This is a genomic window from Bacteroides stercoris ATCC 43183, from assembly GCF_025147325.1.
Taxonomy (GTDB): Bacteria; Bacteroidota; Bacteroidia; order Bacteroidales; family Bacteroidaceae; genus Bacteroides; species Bacteroides stercoris.
On sequence record NZ_CP102262.1, the window covers coordinates 1,030,697 to 1,050,609 of the forward strand.

General features: G+C 41.9%; 13 protein-coding genes. 12 read left to right on the forward strand and 1 reads right to left on the reverse strand.

The genetic code is table 11. The annotated features are described in order from the left end of the window. Nucleotides 1-1,068 carry a M20 family metallo-hydrolase gene (locus NQ565_RS04310; protein WP_005656129.1) on the reverse strand — a complete coding sequence of 356 codons (1,068 nt, stop codon included), beginning with the start codon at nucleotides 1,066-1,068 and terminating at the stop codon, nucleotides 1-3. 121 nt (nucleotides 1,069-1,189) lie between these two features. Here NQ565_RS04310 and NQ565_RS04315 point away from each other — a divergent pair, with 121 nt between their 5' ends. From NQ565_RS04315 to NQ565_RS04370, 12 genes are all read left to right on the forward strand, one after another. Then, entirely contained in the window at nucleotides 1,190-2,995 is a 1,806-nt protein-coding gene (locus NQ565_RS04315) for an AMP-dependent synthetase/ligase (RefSeq protein ID WP_005656130.1), read from the forward strand. A 387-nt stretch (nucleotides 2,996-3,382) separates the two neighbouring features. Beyond that, entirely contained in the window at nucleotides 3,383-4,759 is a 1,377-nt protein-coding gene (locus NQ565_RS04320; RefSeq protein WP_005656134.1) for a glycoside hydrolase family 10 protein, read from the forward strand. Between the two features lie 103 nt (nucleotides 4,760-4,862). Next, nucleotides 4,863-5,981: a peptide chain release factor 2 gene (gene prfB, locus NQ565_RS04325; protein WP_005656138.1), complete on the forward strand. Its 1,119-nt coding sequence runs from the start codon at nucleotides 4,863-4,865 to the stop codon at nucleotides 5,979-5,981. A gap of 225 nt (nucleotides 5,982-6,206) precedes the next feature. Beyond that, nucleotides 6,207-6,341 (forward strand): hypothetical protein, encoded by a 135-nt coding sequence (locus tag NQ565_RS04330; RefSeq protein ID WP_005656142.1) that lies wholly within the window; start codon nucleotides 6,207-6,209, stop codon nucleotides 6,339-6,341. 14 nt (nucleotides 6,342-6,355) lie between these two features. Continuing rightward, nucleotides 6,356-6,826 carry a CYTH domain-containing protein gene (locus tag NQ565_RS04335; protein WP_005656144.1) on the forward strand — a complete coding sequence of 157 codons (471 nt, stop codon included), beginning with the start codon at nucleotides 6,356-6,358 and terminating at the stop codon, nucleotides 6,824-6,826. A gap of 32 nt (nucleotides 6,827-6,858) precedes the next feature. Then, on the forward strand, nucleotides 6,859-8,154 hold the full coding sequence (locus NQ565_RS04340) for an MgtC/SapB family protein (protein WP_005656146.1): 1,296 nt from the start codon (nucleotides 6,859-6,861) through the stop codon (nucleotides 8,152-8,154). Between the two features lie 338 nt (nucleotides 8,155-8,492). Continuing rightward, the gene (locus tag NQ565_RS04345; RefSeq protein ID WP_005656148.1) at nucleotides 8,493-9,536 is read left to right on the forward strand and encodes a glycoside hydrolase family 130 protein; all 1,044 of its coding nucleotides are present in this window, start codon (nucleotides 8,493-8,495) and stop codon (nucleotides 9,534-9,536) included. Between the two features lie 13 nt (nucleotides 9,537-9,549). Next, complete coding sequence (locus NQ565_RS04350) at nucleotides 9,550-10,812, forward strand: MFS transporter (RefSeq protein ID WP_034535866.1); 1,263 nt, start codon at nucleotides 9,550-9,552, stop codon at nucleotides 10,810-10,812. Continuing rightward, the gene (locus NQ565_RS04355; protein WP_005656152.1) at nucleotides 10,796-12,529 is read left to right on the forward strand and encodes a hypothetical protein; all 1,734 of its coding nucleotides are present in this window, start codon (nucleotides 10,796-10,798) and stop codon (nucleotides 12,527-12,529) included. The genes NQ565_RS04350 and NQ565_RS04355 overlap by 17 nt, the downstream gene beginning before the upstream one ends. Before the next feature lie 31 nt (nucleotides 12,530-12,560). Next, nucleotides 12,561-15,653: a SusC/RagA family TonB-linked outer membrane protein gene (locus tag NQ565_RS04360; RefSeq protein WP_016661108.1), complete on the forward strand. Its 3,093-nt coding sequence runs from the start codon at nucleotides 12,561-12,563 to the stop codon at nucleotides 15,651-15,653. 19 nt (nucleotides 15,654-15,672) lie between these two features. Beyond that, a complete protein-coding gene (locus NQ565_RS04365; protein ID WP_016661109.1) occupies nucleotides 15,673-17,163 on the forward strand; it encodes a RagB/SusD family nutrient uptake outer membrane protein in 1,491 nt (496 codons plus the stop codon). 186 nt (nucleotides 17,164-17,349) lie between these two features. Beyond that, the gene (locus NQ565_RS04370; RefSeq protein ID WP_005656157.1) at nucleotides 17,350-19,782 is read left to right on the forward strand and encodes a glucosidase family protein; all 2,433 of its coding nucleotides are present in this window, start codon (nucleotides 17,350-17,352) and stop codon (nucleotides 19,780-19,782) included. Nucleotides 19,783-19,913: the final 131 nt, after the last annotated feature.

A 19,913-nucleotide genomic window follows, 5' to 3' on the forward strand; every position in this document is an offset into this window, starting at 1 on the left:
TTATATTGTTGCTCCGTCCAGCAGGTCCAGATAAAGTGCAATAGCCTCTTCAATCTCTTTGACGAAGATAAACTCATCCGCAGTATGGGAGCGGCTGCTCTTGCCCGGTCCTATTTTCATGGACGGGAAAGACATCAGTGCTTGGTCTGAAAGGGTAGGCGAACCGAAAGGAGTCCGACCCATCGCAACGGCCTTTTTTACCAGCGGGTGTTCGGGAGAAACATGCGAAGAACCCAAGCGGAAAGAACGCGCTTTGGCTTCACAGGCGATGTGTTTCCGTATCTCGTCGAAAAGTTCCTGGTTGGTGTAACATTCGTTGCTGCGGATGTCGACTACGAATGTGCAGCGGTCGGGTATTACATTGTGCTGTGTCCCTGCATTCACCATGGTTACACTCATTTTTACCGGCCCCAATAAAGCCGATTCTTTCGGGAAACGGTAATCGCGGAACCAGGCAATGTCGTTCAGCACCTTGTATATGGCGTTGTCGCCTTCGTTCCGGGCAGCATGCCCCGACCTGCCGTAGGCGGTGACATCCAGTACCATCAGCCCTTTTTCGGCAATGGCGGGTTGCATCTCCGTGGGTTCGCCCACAATGGCGAATTGTATGGGCGGTAGTTCCGGCAGTACGGACTCTACTCCTTCCTTGCCCGACACCTCTTCCTCGCAGGAAGCCAGGTAAATCAGGTTGTAAGCCTGTGTAGTCCGGCACAATTGCAGGAATACCTGCAGCAGGCTGACTACGCTTGCTCCGGCATCATTGCTTCCCAAACCGTAAATCTTGCCGTTCTCTTCCGTAGGGGTGAACGGGGCTTTCTGCCATCCGTTTACGGGCTTCACCGTGTCGATGTGCGAGTTCAGCAGCAGCGTAGGCTTGTTCAGGTCGAACATCGGGCTGAGACACCATATATTGTTGCCTTTCCGTCCGGTTGCCATTCCCTGCATTTCGATGTAATTCTGAAGAAAGTCCGCAGCCTGCTCCTCTTCGCGGCTCAATGATGGTATGGCTATCAATGATTTAAGCAGTCCGATTGCCTCGGAAACCAGTGTTTCTATATCCGTTGTCATCGTTGGGTTCTGTTATATATTCGTTATTACTTTGCAAACTTACGGATAAATCCCGAAAAAGGGAGATAGTTTCAAATAAAACTAATACCTTTGTACCCATATTTACCAATTCATTAAAAATATGACTTATCATCATTTGTCTGTTCTGATACATCGTCAGGCAGAGAAGTATGGAGACAAAGTAGCCCTTAAATACAGGGACTATGAAACATCACAATGGATACCTATCACTTGGAATAAATTCTCTCGTACAGTACGTCAGGCAGCCAATGCGTTGGTGGCTTTAGGTGCAGAGGAACAGAGGAACATCGGTATCTTCTCACAAAACAAGCCGGAATGTTTATTTACCGATTTTGCTGCCTTTGCCAACCGTCTGGTTACCATACCGCTGTATGCTACCAGCTCTTCGGCTCAGGCCCAGTATATTATCAACGATGCTCAGATACGTTTCCTCTTTGTGGGCGAGCAATTCCAGTATGATGCCGCTTTCAGCGCATTTGGCTTTTGCCACTCTCTGGAGAAACTGATTATTTTCGACCGCAGCGTTGTGCGCGATCCCCGCGACAAGACCTCTATCTACTACGACGAGTTTCTGGCATTGGGCGAGGGGCTACCCCACAATGCCGTTGTGGAAGAGCGTACCGCCCGTGCATCGGACAGCGACCTTGCCAATATTCTTTATACATCCGGCACCACCGGCGAGCCGAAAGGAGTGATGCTGCACCACTTCAACTACAGAGAGGCTATCCGCATCCATGATATCCGCCTGACTGCCATGACGGATAAGGATGTGTCCATGAACTTCCTTCCGTTGACGCATGTGTTTGAAAAAGCATGGACTTATTTCTGTCTTCACAGAGGTGTGCAGGTTTGTGTCAATCTTCGTCCGGCAGATATTCAGACCACTATCAAGGAGATACGTCCTACATTGATGTGCAGCGTTCCCCGCTTTTGGGAGAAGGTATATGCCGGTGTGCAGGAGAAGATTGCCCAGGAGAGCGGCCTGCGGAAAGCAATGATGCTGGATGCTCTTAAAGTTGGGAAGATGCACAACATTGATTACCTGCGTGCAGGCAAAACGCCGCCCCTGATGCTTCATCTGAAGTATAAATTCTATGAAAAGACTATCTATGCCCTGCTGAAAAAGACAATCGGTATTGAGAACGGTAATTTCTTCCCGACTGCCGGTGCTGCCGTATCCGATGAAATCTGCGAATTCGTGCACTCGGTGGGCATCAATATGGTGGTGGGTTATGGATTGACGGAATCTACGGCTACCGTGTCCTGCTTCCTCGACAAGGGGTATGAGATAGGTTCGGTAGGTACTGTCATGCCCGACCTTGAAGTGAAGATTGGAGAAAACAATGAAATCCTGCTTCGCGGTAAGACTATTACTACCGGCTATTATAAGAAACCGGAAGCCACCGCTGCGGCTATCGACAAAGACGGTTGGTTCCATACGGGTGATGCCGGCTATCTGAAGGGAAATCATTTGTATCTGACCGAACGTATCAAGGATTTGTTCAAGACCTCGAACGGAAAGTATATCTCTCCGCAGGCTCTGGAAACCAAACTGTCGATAGACCGTTACATTGACCAGATTGCTGTCATTGCCGACCAGCGTAAGTTTGTGTCTGCCTTGATTGTTCCGGTTTATGGCTTGGTGAAGAACTACGCCAAGGAGAAAGGCCTTGAGTACAAGGATATGGCCGATTTATTGCAGCATCCTAAAGTGCAGGCTTTGTTCCGTGCCCGCATTGATACGTTGCAACAGCAGTTTGCGCATTATGAGCAGGTGAAACGTTTCACTTTATTGTCCGAACCGTTCAGCATGGAACGGGGCGAACTGACAAATACATTGAAGCTGAAACGTTCTGTGGTGGCAAAGAATTATAAGGAGCTGATTGATAAGATGTACGAAGAATAAAAGTCCGGATGACTTTAGAGTTTGCTTAAAATAATAAAAAAGGAGGGCGGTATGCCTCCTTTTTTATTGTCGGATATGCCGTCAACGGTTTAGGCTTATATGTTTACAAATGGAACGGTATGATTCTTTCTTCTTTTTCCTTCTTTTCCGCTCCGTTGAATGAGCTCCATCGAGTCAGGGACTGAATGCCTTTGACTTCCTGACTGAATGCCTTTCACTCAGGGACTCATTGTTCCCCTGTTCAGAAGTCTTTGTGAGCGGGGAGGGAGAAAAGGGGAAAAAGTTGGAAGTCGGGATAAAAAATGTGTATTTCTTCTTAGGGTTGTGCCGGTGTGGTCTGTTTATATTCTATGGAAAGATATTTTTAATCTTAAAACTTAGTATGCTATGAGAAAGCTTTTATCGGCGCTGATATTGTCGTTTTCAATATGGAGCGTTTTTTCATGCCGGCAGGAAAATAATGTAACCGTTAAGCAGTATCCCATGTTCTGGACATGGCTGGATTATCGTCCCGGCATGAATTTCGATTCGGTATGCCAGGTGATGAACGACATCGGCATGGATGGAATAATGCTGAATGCACCCACCCCCGACGACTATCGCATTGCCATTCCCATAGCCCGTAAACACGGCATTGAAGTATACGCATGGTTGTGGACCATGAATCTGGAGCACGACCGCGATAAGATTTTGGCAGAACATCCCGACTGGTTCAGCGTAAACCGCAACGGAAAGAGCCTCGCAGATACTACGGCATATGTGGATTATTATAAATTCCTCTGTCCCGCACTGCCTGAGGTGCGCGAATTCATCAGGGAGAAAATTAAGTCGTATTGCGAAGTCGAGGGATTGAACGGAATTGCCATCGACTACAACCGTTTGGTGGATGTAGTGCTTCCTACCACGTTATGGCCGCATTACGGTATTGTGCAAGACCGGGAATATGCCGCATGGGATTACGGTTATCATCCCGCCATGCTCGAAAAGTTCAAGAGCAGGTATGGCTATGACCCGCGTGAGCAGCAGGACCCTTCGACAGACATAAAGTGGCGGCAGTTCCGTTGCGACCAGATAACGGAAGTTGCGAATATGATTGCCGGAGTGGTGCATTCGTATGGCAAGACAATGGCGGCATCTCCGTTTCCTACGCCGAAGATGGCTTCACGCATGGTGCGGCAGGACTGGGGTAAATGGAACCTGGATATCGTTTTTCCGATGGTTTACCATACTTTCTATACGGAAGATGTCAGTTTTATTTCCGATTGTACCGTTGAGAATGTGCGCGACAAGAATGATAAAACCGTATTGTATTGCGGCATGACTGCTACCGATGGTCCGGAAATGTTCGAATGTATGGATGCCGCGCTGAATAGCGGTGCTCAGGGCATTGCCGTATTTACGGTGGCAGGCTTGCGCTCGTCCGAGGTAAAGAACCGGTTCAAAACTTATACCGACAGTGTACGGGCGGTGCGCGCGGCTAATGGCGGTATCATTGAAGCGGTGCATCCTCACGTGGCGGATACCAATCCTTTTACTCATAAAGGCATCATGGCGTCGGTGGAAAAGCGTATGCGACGGATTGTGGCCGAAGCATCCGGTAAAGAGGAGTTACCCCCGTTGGCTTTGGGTGAGTATAAGCAAACGGAATCTTACGATGCCACCCGTTGCTATCGGGTGGCGGATGAGAACAGCAGGACGGTCTTTAAGGTTACTTTCTACTTCTACGGTGATGTACTTTCGGGTTGGGACGTAGTGGCGGAATAGCCCGCCCTCTTTCTTATTCCGTTGATTGCAGCGGATTTATGCGATTTTTTCAGACTTTTGCACTATCTTTGCGGTTTGAAAAGATAGAATTTGAAGAAAGTATATGATTACCATTGAACAACTGAAAGATATCAAGGAACGTACCGAAGCGTTGAACCGCTATCTGGACATCGAAGGAAAAAAAATACAAGTGGAAGAGGAGCAATTGCGCACGCAGGCTCCGGGGTTCTGGGATGACCAGAAAGCCGCCGAAGCTCAGATGAAGAAAGTGAAAGGCTTGCAGCAATGGATTTCCGGCTACAATGAAGTCAAGGTTCTGGCGGATGAGTTGCAGCTTGCATTCGATTTCTACAAGGATGAACTGGTAACGGAAGAGGAAGTGGATGAGGCCTATGCAAAGGCATCCGCTGCCGTAGAGGCCCTTGAACTCAAGAATATGCTTCGTGAGGAAGCCGACCAGATGGATTGTGTACTGAAAATAAATTCGGGAGCCGGCGGCACGGAGAGTCAGGACTGGGCGAGCATGCTGATGCGTATGTATCTGCGATATGCCGAAACACACGGATATAAGGCAACTATTTCCAACTTGCAGGAAGGCGACGAGGCCGGAATCAAGACCTGTACCATTGAAATATCGGGCGATTATGCCTACGGCTATCTGAAAGGCGAGAACGGTGTCCACCGTTTGGTGCGCGTATCTCCCTATAATGCTCAGGGCAAGCGTATGACTTCTTTCGCATCCGTTTTCGTCACTCCGCTGGTGGACGATACGATTGAGGTGAACATCGAACAGGCGCGCATCTCGTGGGATACTTTCCGTTCCAGCGGTGCGGGCGGACAGAACGTAAATAAGGTGGAGTCCGGCGTGCGTTTGCGCTATCAGTTCAAAGACCCTTACACTGGCGAGGAAGAGGAAATCCTGATTGAGAATACCGAAACGCGCGACCAGCCCAAGAACCGGGAGAATGCAATGCGTCAGTTGCGTTCCATTCTGTACGACAAGGAACTTCAACATCGTATGGCGGAACAGGCAAAGGTGGAAGCCGGCAAGAAGAAGATTGAGTGGGGGTCGCAAATCCGCAGTTACGTATTCGACGACCGCCGCGTGAAAGACCACCGTACCAATTTCCAGACTTCGGATGTAAACGGGGTAATGGACGGTAAGATAGATGGTTTCGTCAAGGCCTACCTGATGGAATTTGCAGGCGGAGATAACATTTAGTCCTTTCTGTTTTCCTTTCTATAGGCACAGGATTGCACGGATTTCGCAGATTTGCTTTATTCTTTTTCGGTGAACTCCGTGTAATCCCGTGTCTGATAAAGAAACAAATAACAAACGTTTTTTTGTTTTGACACATTCCTTTCTTTTTTCTTTTATAAATGCTTGCAAACTTCCCGAATTTCCTTTTACTTTGTTTATCGTTGAACTTTAAACTATAGAAACACCATGGGAAAGAGTAAAAAGAAAGTAATGCACAGCCGGAAAGAAGAACAACAAGCCAGGAGAGTATTGCTGATTATCGGAGTTGCCGCTTTGGTATTGGTGGTTGCCATGCTGGTGGGCTATTCCTTCTTAGGCTGATTCAGAAGATAAATATGCCGCAAGAGATAGAACGGAAATTTCTCGTAAAAGGAGAATACAAGTCGCAAGCATACTCGCAGAACCGTATCATTCAGGGATATATCAGCAGTGCGCGCGGACGGACGGTGCGGGTACGCATACGTGGCGGGCAGGGGTATCTCACCATTAAGGGAGCATCCGATGCATCCGGTATCAGCCGTTACGAATGGGAAAAAGAAATTCCTCTGAATGAAGCCGAGGAGCTGATGAAACTGTGTGAGCCGGGTGTTATTGATAAAACCCGTTACCTGATACGCAGCGGAAACCATGTTTTTGAGGTAGATGAGTTCTACGGTGAGAATGAGGGACTGGTAGTTGCCGAAGTGGAGCTTGCCTCGGAGAACGAGCCTTTTGAGAAACCGGACTTTATCGGGCAGGAAGTGACGGGAGATATCCGTTATTACAATTCGCAACTGATGAAACATCCGTTCAAGGAATGGAAGTAAACTAATTACGCCCCGTAATTGTTGATTCGTATATGGAGAAACTGTACCAATACCTGCCGGAAGAACTCGTCACTTTTATCCTGGTGACGGTGTTTTCTTTGCTTATAGGTCTTTCCTTGAGGCGTATCAGTCTGAAGCGCGAAGGAGAGACGACCTTGTTCGGTACGGACCGTACTTTCACCTTTATCGGCATTCTGGGCTATCTCCTCTATATTCTCGACCCGACGGACTATCGCCTGTTTATGGGTGGCGGGGCTGTCCTGGGGTTGCTGCTTGCCTTGAATTATTACGTCAAGCAGGCTCAGTTTCATGTGTTCGGGGTCACTACCATTATCATTGCGCTCATTACGTATTGCATTGCACCTATCGTTGCTACGCAGCCCTCCTGGTTCTATGTAATGGTAATTGTGACCGTATTGCTCTTTACCGAGCTGAAACATACGTTTACCGAACTGGCACAGCGGATGAAGAACGACGAAATGATTACGCTTGCCAAGTTCCTTGCCATCAGCGGTATCATCCTCCCGATGCTGCCCGACGACAATCTGATACCGGGCATCAACCTCACGCCTTACAGTATATGGCTGGCTACGGTGGTGGTTTCGGGCATCTCCTATCTTTCTTATCTGCTGAAAAGATATGTATTCCGTGAGTCCGGTATTTTGGTATCCGGCATTGTAGGCGGGTTGTACAGCAGCACTGCCACCATATCCGTACTGGCGCGCAAAAGTCGGAAAGTATCCGCCCAGGAAGCACCCGAATATGTGGCGGCGATGCTGTTGGCGGTCAGCATGATGTTCTTGCGGTTTCTTATCCTGATAGGAATATTCAGTGTAGGGGCTTTGACAGCCATTTATCCGTATTTGCTGATAATGTCTGCCGTTGCTGCTGGGACGGCGTGGTTCCTGCATTCCCGGTGGAAGCGTCCTGCTATGTCGGAAACGGTCGATGAAGACGAGGACGGCAGCAATCCGCTGGAGTTCAAGGTAGCGCTTATTTTTGCCGTGCTTTTTGTGGTATTTACAATCGCTACCCATTATACGTTGATATACGCCGGCGAGGGCGGGTTGACTCTGCTCTCCTTTGTTTCCGGCTTCAGCGACATCACTCCGTTCATCTTGAATCTTCTGCAGGGTACGGGCAATGTGCCTGTTTCATTGATAACGGCTTGCAGCATGCAGGCGATAGTAAGCAACATTGCCGTAAATATGTGTTATGCATTGTTCTTCTCCGGCAAGAAGAGTCCGTTGCGTTCGTGGGTGTTGAGAGGCTTCGGTTGTGTCATTGCCGCCAATGTGCTCCTGCTGCTGTTTTTCTACTTTCTGTAAATCAATGTGCTTCTGCAAAAGTGAAAGAATGTACGCTTACATTTTTCTAAATGCTTTGTTGTAAGTTATCCGTTTGTTTTTCCAAAAAGAAACTATACTATAGTTTTATGAGAATATAATATACCTTTTTTGTTTTGTATATTATTGATTATCATAATATTAAATAAAACATGTAAGGAGGTATGTGTTCTTTTCTTTGGGAGACTTTTTTTCTACTAAATACACTTCTTTAAAACATGTTTTAGAGCATGTGTACACTTATTTGAGAATATAGTAAACGCTTTCTACTTGTCTGTCGTATACTTTTGCTCACAAATTAATAATTAATCAGAAATACTATGGATATAGCAAAAAGATGTGAGCAGAACCCTTTGCTTGCGCCCAAAAATTTGAAAGCAGGCATAGATGGAATGGAAATAACATGTTTGTTAAACCCTGGAGTTTTCAGGTATCAAGACAAAATATGGCTACTTTTGCGCATTGCAGAACGACCTATACAAAAAGAAGGTATTATTAGTTTTCCTATATATAATAAAGAAGGTAAAATAGAGGTTGTTTCTTTTTCAAAGGATAGTCCTGATTTGAATGCGTCAGATCCTCGGGTAATCAGTTATAAGGGTAAGGATTATTTAACAACAATGTCATATCTAAGATTGGTTTCGAGCACTGATGGCATTCACTTCAAGGATGAACCAGAGTTTCCACCAATTTTTGGAAAAGGTGAATTAGAGACATTTGGTATTGAAGATTGTCGTGTTGCTACAACAGAAGATGGTTTTTACCTTACTTTTACGGAGGTATCACCTGTGGCAGTAGGGGTGGGATTAATTCATACTAAAGATTGGAAGAACTATGTGAGATATGGAATGATATTTCCGCCACATAATAAGGATTGTGCTCTGTTTGAACAAAAAATAGGTGGTCGATACTTTGCTTTTCATCGCCCAAGCAGTCCAGAGCTTGGTGGTAATTATATTTGGTTGGCAGAATCTCCTGATCGTCTGCATTGGGGAAACCACAAATGTGTGGCAGTAACTCGTGAAGGAATGTGGGATTGTGCTCGTATAGGTGCTGGTGCGGCTCCTATCAAGACTGATAGAGGTTGGTTGGAAATTTATCATGGAGCCGATTTCAATCACCGTTATTGTTTAGGAGCTTTGCTCCTTGATTTAGAAGATCCTTCAAAAGTAATTGCAAGAAGTGAAGATCCTATCATGGAACCTATTGCTCCTTATGAACAGACTGGTTTTTTTGGAAATGTTGTTTTTACAAATGGACATTATGTAGATGGTGATAGAATAACAATGTATTACGGAGCAAGTGACGAAGTTATTTGTAAGGCGGAGTTCTCTATTAAAGAAATCTTGAATACGCTAAAATAGAATGATATAGATGATGGATAAATTGAGGAAAGAATATTTATTCTTTAAGCAACAAGAACCTAACATGAAAATATTGCTGTTAACCAATATGCTTTATGCATTGGTGTTACCGGTAGTTGAAATTTTTGTGGGAGCTTATATAATGAGAAATACTAGTGATCCGGTTATGGTTGCCTTTTATCAGTTAGCTATGTATGCGGGTATTGTTGCTACTTCTTTTGTGAATGGTTTTTTACTGAAGAAATACAATGTAAAAATTCTCTATTCGGCAGGAATATTGGTAAGTGGTATTGCAATGTTCGGAATGATGACTATTAAGTCGCTTGGATTTATCGAACTTGGTTTGGCGGGCTTTTTAATGGGGGCGGCTTCAGGCTTTTTTTGGACGAACCGTTATTTATTGGCTCTTTATAATACTAATGATGATAATCGTAACTATTTTTTTGGATTGGAGTCTTTCTTTTTCTCTATTACCTCTATTGGCGTACCTTTGGCTATCGGTGCATTTATTAGTCAGATAGGTGGAAAAGAAATTTTGGGTTTTATGTTTAATATCAGTGATTCCTACCGTATGGTAACGATGGGAGTAGTGGTTATTACTATTATTGCTTGTTTAGTGCTATGGCGAGGGAATTTTAATAATCCGAAAGAAACCAACTTTCTTTATTTCCGATTTAATATCCTTTGGAAAAAGATGCTTTGGTTGGCTGCTTTGAAAGGTATGGTTCAGGGGTTCTTGGTAACGGCTCCGGCTATATTGGTCCTTAAGTTAGTAGGTGATGAAGGGGCTTTAGGTTTGATACAAGGTATCAGTGGGGCGCTGACAGCAATTTTGGTTTATATATTAGGACGCATAGCTCATCCGAAAGACCGTTTGAAGATATTTGTAGGTGGGTTAATACTCTTTTTTATTGGCACCCTGTGGAATGGCATTCTTTTTTCGGTTGTAGGAGTTATTATTTTTGTTCTTTGTAAGGTGGTTTTTCAGCCTTTGTTTGATTTAGCTTATTTCCCTATTATGATGAGAACCATTGATGTTGTTGCAAAGATTGAGCATAGAAATGAATATGCATATATCTTGAGCCATGAATTCGGACTGTTTTTGGGAAGGGCGTTTGGATTACTGTTATTTATATTTCTTTCATATAGCATTTCACAGGATTTTGCTCTGAAGTATGCATTGATTATTGTTGCAGGATTGCAGTTAATAGCATACCCTTTAGCTAAAAATATTATTAACCAAACTAATATTATCGAACATGAAAATGATAAGTAAAAGTTTTTATACCTTTATTATTGTTGGCCTATTGGTCTCTTGCTCTAGTGGAAAAGATAACTTCGGAGAGAAGATTGTGCAGGTTTCTATTAATAGAGTAGACTCTATGCCTGATATTCCGGAAACTTATAAGATGTTAGATTGGCGACAGAAAGCAAAAGATTATGACCGCTTCATTTTCGATTGGAACAATAAGAGTGAAGTCGGTCCATTGATTTGGTTGGATGATGCCCGTCGGAATATTGATCAGACTACTTTTGGTTTATATACAGCTATTAAAGATATCCGACAGGGGAAAGATGCAAATAATGGAGAGTTTCATGAAAGTTTGAATTCATTGGCTGCTATTTTAGGTGCCGGTTTGGTAGGCATTGATAAAACCAATCAGGATGGATACAATTATGTAAAGATGGTTCAAAACTACTTCAATTCGGATAATGGATGGAATATAATGATGAACAACACGAATCCGGCAGTCGCTAACTTGGGTGGTGGCTATGGACGTGACTGGTGGTATGATGTACTTCCTAACGCTTTGTATTATGCTGTATGTGACGTATTTCCAAATGTAGATGGAGCTGAGAGGATACAAAGAAGCATTGCTGAACAGTTTGTAAAAGCAGATTCTGTATTAAATGGAAATTATGACTATTCATACTTTGATTATAAAAATTTAAAAGGCTATGTTAATCATATTCCCATGCAGCAGGATGCAGCAGGTGGACATGCCTATGTGCTTTTATGTGCTTATCATAAATTTGGTGATCCACGCTATTTGGAACATTGTAAGAGTGCCTTGGAAGCACTAATTTCTCAGAAAGAAAGCCGTTTTTATGAAGCTCTTTTGCCTTTAGGTGTATATGTTGCAGCTTATTTAAATGCTACAGAAGGGACAAATTATAATGTATCTAAACTCTTTGATTGGGTGTTTGATGGCTGTCAAAGTTCTTCTGGACGTACTGGCTGGGGAATTATAGTAGGAAAGTGGGGAGATTATGATGTAAGTGGATTACAAGGGAGTATAACAGATGGTGGTGGATATGCGTTCCTTATGAATAGTATCAAACCGGCATGGCCTTTCATTCCATTAGTTAAGTACCAACCCGAATATGCAAAAGCTATCGGTAAGTGGATGCTAAACAACTCAAGTGCATGCCGTCTGTTTTATCCGGGTGATATTGATGAAAAGCATCAATGGGCTCCGGAACTGAAAAATATTACAAATAACAATGTGTCGTATGAAGGCCTGAGAAAGGCGGATGATTATGGTAAGGAATCTTTGAAAGGGGTTAGTCCGGTTGCGATTGGCGATGGTCCTAAATGGATAGAAGGTAACCCTGCTGAAAGTATGTTTAGCGTATATAGCTCTTCTCCGGTTGGTATTTTGGGAGCAATTATAACAAAAACCGATGTAGAAGGTATTCTTCAGTTGGATTGTAATGCTACTGATTTTTATGTGGATAAGCCTTATCCGGTTTACCTTTATTATAATCCCTATAAAGAGGCTAAAACTATTACTTATCGGGCATCACAAGAATGTGACCTGTTTGATATTGTTGCAAAAAAGTATGTTGCTAGAAATGTGAATGAAAGTGGCTTGATTGAGATTCCGGCTAATGATGCAAGAGTTATCGTAGAACTTCCTCAAGGTACGGTATTGGAGCTACAAGATGGTAAGATTATTGCCAATAAAGAGAATATAATTGCATATAAATAAAACCTATTGTAAAACTAATAATTGAAGTATTATGAAATTTAATTTGTTTTCGAGTAAATCTAGGGTACGGCAATTTTGCCTGACTATGCTTTGCTTGTTTTTATTCCAGGGAGTCATTGCCCAAAATAAAATGTTGGTTGGAACCGTTGTAGATGAACTTGGAGAGACTTTGATTGGAGTAAGCGTCTTGAATAAAACTACAGGAGAGGGAACTATTACTGCCATAGATGGCAGCTTTAGCCTTTCGGGTAAGCAAAATGATTTAATTCAATTCTCTTATATAGGCTATGCCTCTGTGGACTATGTAGTTAAACAAGAGGAAAATATCAGAGTTGTGTTGAAAGAAGATACGCAAAATCTAGAGGAAGTGGTTGTTGTGGGGTATTCTGCACAAAAAAAGTCTTCTCTTACAGGAGCTATTGCACCAGTGAATATGGATGATATGGAGAAGCGTCGGGTTGCCACAGTGTCTCAAGCTCTCCAAGGTCAGGTTGCCGGTGTGCAGATAACCCAAAGTACAGGTGCACCGGGTGATGACATCTCCATGTTGATTCGTGGAGAGGGCACTATCGGTAATAATAGCCCTCTGTACATCATTGACGGAGTACCATCAAGAACCATGACTTTTTTGAATCCGTCTGATATTAGCTCAATTACAGTACTAAAGGATGCTTCTGCGGCTGCTGTTTATGGTTCACGTGCTTCTGGCGGTGTAGTTGTGATTACGACTAAAGAAGGTGAAGTGGGAAAAGGACATTTAGAACTGAATTATTATTATGGAATACAGAAGGTTGCGAATCTACCCAGGATGCTGAATACTCAACAATATATGGATGTGCAGGAAATAGCATGGAATAATGCCGGTTATGAAGGCTCAAATCCTTATACTATTGATAAAAAAAGGACAGATCTTGCCGATACTGATTGGTTAGATGAACTATTTACTTTAGGACAGACTCATAATATTCAAGCAACTATGAGTGGAGGTTCGAAAGGTGTAAACTATTTGCTTTCTGCTGGATATATTTCTCAAGATGGTATTGTGGTATATGATAATGATAGGTATCGTCGCTTTAGTTTGCGCTCAAATATAAATGCAAAGTATTATGACAGACTCAATATAGGAGCTAATGTACAATTGACTTATTCAATTCAGGATAAATTAAACTCAAAAGGTGATGCGCCGGGTATTATCAGACATGCTATGTTGCGTCCGTCAGTGTTAAGTGTTTATAAAGATGTGAATGATCCTACTTATAAAGCTAATGATCCTTTTACGGACTTGCCTTTTTATAAGAATAACGATCGAAACGGCGGTTGGGAAAGTAGCAAATATGAATGGACGTCTAATCCTATTGCTTTAGCTTATTATACAGATGATAAACGTTCGCAGTACACAACATTTGGTAATGTTTTTGCAGAATACGAGTTTTTGCAAGATCATTCTTTAAAGTTCAAGACTAATTTGGGTATTGATTTGAATCTTTATCACAATAAGGCTTTCAATCAGAATTTTGGTGACGATGATGGCAGCGGTTCGGATGTGGATAAAGGTTTGGGTAGACAAAACAGACCGAGTAACCTTGATGAATCACGTGGTGAAAGTTTCACATTGACTTGGAATAATACGCTAAGTTATGCAAAACAATTTGAAAGGCATAATATTAATGCTGTAGCGGGTACTGAATTTATTTCCAATTATGAATCATCTATAGGAGCTTCTCGGCAACGTTATGATTATACTAATGATACTTTCAGATATCTTGATTTTGGTGGAACAGAGTCTGATATATGGAATAGTGGCTCAGGCTCAGAGTGGGCATTGATGTCTGTTTTCGCCTCTGCTACTTATGTATATGATAACCGCTATATGATAACTGGAAATTTTCGTGCAGATGCTTCTTCCCGGTTTGCAAGTAATCATGCTTGGGGATTTTTTCCTTCAGTGTCGGCTGGATGGAAAATGTCTGAAGAAAAGTTTCTGAAAAATATATCGTGGTTATCAGATTTGAAGTTGAGAGGTAGTTGGGGACAGTTGGGGAATCAAGAGATTGATAACTATACCTTTATGACTTTATTAAAGAAAGATGGTGATAAATATGTTATTTCCCGTTATGGCAATCCCGATTTGAAATGGGAAACATCAGAACAGTGGAATGTTGGTGTTGATTTAGGAATATTGAGAAACAAGTTATATTTGTCTGCCGACTACTTTATGAAAACAACATCAGATATATTGTTACCAATTTCATTGCCTTCTTATGTAGGTAGTGTATCTCCTACAATAGTGAATGCTGGTACTGTGCGTAATAAAGGTTTTGAACTATCATTGACATATAGGGATAAAGTGGGTGATTTTAATTATAGTATTAATGGCAACATTGCTACTTTAGACAATAAGGTACTAAAATTACATCCTAATTTGCCTAATATTGATGGCAAGGTTACCCGTACAACAGTAGGTCAGCCATTGAATGCTTATTATGGTTTTGTGATGGAAGGTATTTATCAAAATGAGGCAGAAATTAATGAACAACTTTATGCAACAGACAATCCTACGGTGCAGCCTGGAGATATTCGTTTCAAAGATTTAGATAATAATGGAAAGATAGATGACAATGACCGCGATTTTCTAGGTAGCCCGATTCCTAGGTTTACTTACGGATTTACTCTGAATGGAGAGTATAAAGGGTTTAATTTTTCTATGTTGTTTCATGGAGTGCAAGATGTGCAACATTTTAATGATTTGAAGAAAATTTTGAATTATGATACGCGCCCATTCAATCATACAACAGAGATGTTGGGTTACTGGCATGGAGAAGGGACAAGTAATTCGATTCCTCGTCCAAGTTTTACGGACAATGGGGGAAGCAGAATATCAAGCATATTTGTAGAGGATGCTTCTTTCTTTAGATTAAAAAATGTTGAGCTAGGCTATTCTTTTGCAAAATTGCTGAAGAAAATCAATTCACCTATATCCGATTTGAAAATATATGTGTCGGCAGAGAATTTGTTTACCGTAACTTCATACTCAGGTCTGGATCCTGAATCTACGGACCTAATAGATTATGGAACTTATCCCCAAGCAAGATCATTCTTGTTTGGTGTAAATGTTAAATTTTAAACTGTTAAAGATTAGACTAATGAAAAAGATACATATAACTTTGTTTAGTGTGATAAGTCTTTTGTTTGTGACAAGTTGTGATGATTATTTACATAAAGATCCGATAGGATTATTAACACCGGATAATGTAAATACAAATCCTACGCTTACAAGTGTTCAATATTCAGTAAACTCTACTTATCAGATGCTTGCGAGTACTTTGAATTTGCTGGGAGATTGGGCATGGGATGACGGTACTGTGACTCGTAATGATTTTGTTGTTTATGATTTAGCTTCGGATGACGCTTTGAAGAAATGGAATCCAGATGGCGACCAGCCTTGGATGGATGAAATTCAGAACTACTCATATATAGCTTCTAACACTGCATTCAACGGTTTCTGGAGTTATCAATATGAGGGTGTTTCTAGAGCAAATTTAGCTTTAAGCTATCTGATGGATGATAAAATTATAGAGGCTGTTGGGATGGATGCTTCATTAAGAAAGCGTTTGTTGGGTGAAACTTATTTTCTACGTGCCTTCTATTATTTCGATCTCGTTACGAACTTTGGTGATGTTCCTTTTTTGATAGCTCCTATTAAAGATTTTGAGGATGCATATAAGGTATCTGAGAGAACGGACAAAGAAATAGTTTGGGAACAGATTATGAATGATTTGGAAGATGCAAAAGGAAATTTGCCACTTACGAAGTTCTCATCAGAAAGTGAGCCTTGGAGGGTCTCTTTGGGAGCTGTTTTAGCAATGCAGGCTAAGGTGGCATTATATAGAAAGGATTATCTGGGAGTACTAAGTGCTATTAAAGAACTTGAAGATAAAGGCTTTTATCGTTTGAACAGTAATTATTTTGACTCATTTAGCCAGTATCATGAGTTCACCGATAATGAGGTTATTTTTGCTTACGATCATAAGGAGAAGATGACTCCGGCGCAAGGTAACGGGTTGTGTGCTTTGCTGGGTTGGGGCTTCTTTGCACCTTCTAAGAGTTTTATTAAGGAGTTTGAACCGAATGACCCACGTTTGAATTTGACCGTTGATGTTGAAAAGCAATTGGTGTATAAAATTTTGGGTGATTTATCCAATAAGAACCAAGGTTATGATGATGCCCCAAGTAATAAAGTGTATATCCGTTATGCAGATGTGATGTTATGGAAGGCCGAAGCTTTGATTGAAACAGGTAAGGTATCCGATGCTATTGATATTATCAATGAGGTCAGAGAAAGGGCAAGAAATACTGTGGGGGTTGATGGGGAGACGAAAGCTCCTGCTGGAACATTACCCGATAGAGATAGGCTTGGTTCCAAAGAACAAGCATGGGAATGGTTGATACACGAACGTCGCGTGGAACTTGGATTGGAGTCTCATCGCTTTAGAGACCTGAAACGTTGGGGCATTGCAAAGGAAGTGCTTAACGCTAATGGCCAGGCTTTTACGGATCGTAACTATTTGTTCCCGATTCCTCAAAAAGATATAGATAAGTCTGGTGGCAAGTTGATTCAGAATCCTGGTTATTAATTATTCTTGAGGATGTGTTGAATTTTTAGTGTTTTATCACTTGTGAGTTGCTGTTTCCGATGAAGGAAAAATTAACAGGGATTATCCGGATCTGTTTTTATATTTGATTTGTATCATCTGTTTCTGAAGAATGTTCCAATGATAGCTAATTTATTTTTGACACATCCTCTATAATTTAGATATACTATGAGTAAGCATTTTATATGCCTTGTATTTTTGTTGGCTATTTTTTGTGTGCAGGGATTCGCTGACGAGATGAAGTTACATGTGTTGGGAAATAAGAACCAAGGATATTATGTGAATATCTATTATGGTTCCCAATTGATAATGGAGCAAGGTAAAGCCGGAGAGTTGGATTTATATTTTGATAATGAAGATTACTCTGTCAGAGAGACCTTGAAAGGGTGGAAAGCGACTTCGGTGGAACAGTCGGAGCGAAAAGTGGTACTTTCAGGAAATGTGTATTTAAAGAAGTTGGAGGCAGACTTGTCGGTTAATGTGATTTATGAGGTTGTTAGTTCACAATTGGTCAGTAAGCGAATAGAGTTACAACAGAATAATCTTTCTTTATTATATTATTCAGTTGGTACATCCATAACTGCTGCCGACAAGCCTTCTACTTTTTGGAGCTTTGATGATAATGAGAATATGGGCGGGGTAGCCCATGAAACCTATCCGGCAGCAGGATATATGTTGAACGATACATTGGCTGTAGGGCTGCTGACTGATGCTGGTGATAAAAATCTGTGGACACGCAATATCCGCCGCCGTCCGTCTAAACAGGGGGAAATCGGTTTTAGAGCGATACGCGAAATTTGTGATGCTAATCTTATCAGGATTGCCGATGAAAGACAGCGTCAAAAAGGAGATTATTTCGTGAAATTCACTTTCGGTGAAGTATCCGATTTTAATCATCCGGTGAATACTTGCTTTTACCCAGTTCCTGAAATACAGAAATGGAAATCTTATGCAGGTGCCAGTTTGGAAAGGAACGGGAATGTGTTTACTGTGAAAGGAAATTCGGTGCAAAGTGAAATATCTGGTGTACGTATCCCTTATAAATTGTCTGATGGTTTTTATACAATTCGTTTTAAACATCGCTCTGCAAATCCCATCACAGTGAAGTTGTGGAAAGGCGAAGGAACGGGCAGTATAGATGTTGCAGGACTGCATTATCAAACGGATATGCCTTCTTCTGCAGCAGATTGGGTGCAGCAAGAAGAAACAGTTTTTATAGCAAACACAGAGCAGGAGCTTACTTACCTGTTGATTGCAGCTTCTTCCTTACAGAAAGGAAGTGACTTTAATTTGGAAATAACAGATTTGGAAGTCATCCGTTCAGATGCTCATAACTATGCCTATCACTGTTTGAAACAGAATAAGAAAGAGGTTAAGAGAGTCTTCATTTTTGCCACACCGGCTCAGCCTACTTTACATGATCTTCGTTTAACATCTCAAGTCTATTTGGCGGATGGACTGGGCTTTAAGGGTACTACGGAAGAGAAGTGCTTGTATGCTTGTTATCAGATGCTGATGTGGATTACAAGTCGAAACAATTTTACTCCCTTGAATGTTCCAAGTATTAATTATGCTCCTGACATGTATAATAGAGATTCTTTCTGGAGTCTTATGGGAGTATATGATAAAGATGCTTCTGAGGAAATATTTGATGCTTGGGCAGCAACACAAGATGTACGAGGAGCTATCGGTACTATTATTACTCCTTGCATGGGAAGTAGGGAAGTAAAGGGTAATGATGCCACGCTTGAATTCTTATGGTTTGCTTTGGTTAATCATCGGTTATATGGGACACCCATTCCTATGGATAAGATAAAGAAAGCTTTCAATTTTTGTATCAATGAGTACGACCCTGATGGAGACGGTATTTGTGCTGCAGAGTTTGTATTGGGACAGAATGATGTGGTGGAATATCCGGATAAGACATCCGACTTGGCTGTTAATCAGGGGATGTTTGCCGTTACTCTCCAAGTAGCGAAGGAACTAGGACTTCCTGTTTCTCAAAAATATGTGGAGAAAGCTAATCAGGAATATAGGGCTTTCTATGACAAGAAGAGAGGATATCTGATCGATAATCGTAAATATCCTTATTCTATTACATTCAATTCTCTATTGCCGGAGTTTGTATCGTGGTGGCTATTTGATAAACCTATACTGACGTCAGAGATGGTTGTCAAAACCCTGGATAAAGTTCCTGTAAAGAATGGATATTCACCGTTGATTTTCCATGAAAAAGATACTTTTTTCACTATGGAGAACAAACCTTTTTCACCCAATATGTTTTGGGATAATGGTATCTATTATAATGCTGGCAGTTGGATGCGTGAAGAGGTTTGCGGATATGTAGCTGGATTGAAACATGGATGGAAGGATGCTAAAAAACGAATCAAAGACCGACTTGCCGTAGAGATCACGCTTCATCCGGATGAGCCTTTTAGCCATGAGTTTTTGCCTTATGATTTAAGCGTATCCGGCTGTTGGTGGCCTAGCACAAGGGTTTTTTCTTGGAATGTTTTTGTTCTCAGAGCATTGGAAGTTGCCGGTATGCGCTCACCATTACAAGACCCGGGATATTTTAAGTATGTCTTGAAGCAGCATTAACGAATAATTAATACAGTCTGTTGATTCTTGTTTGCTAAAAAGAACAGAAGTGGATTAGTTGTCATTTAGATGCAGATTACATATAGGACGAATCTGTGTAATCTTATTCCTTCTAGGGGTTATTCGTTGTC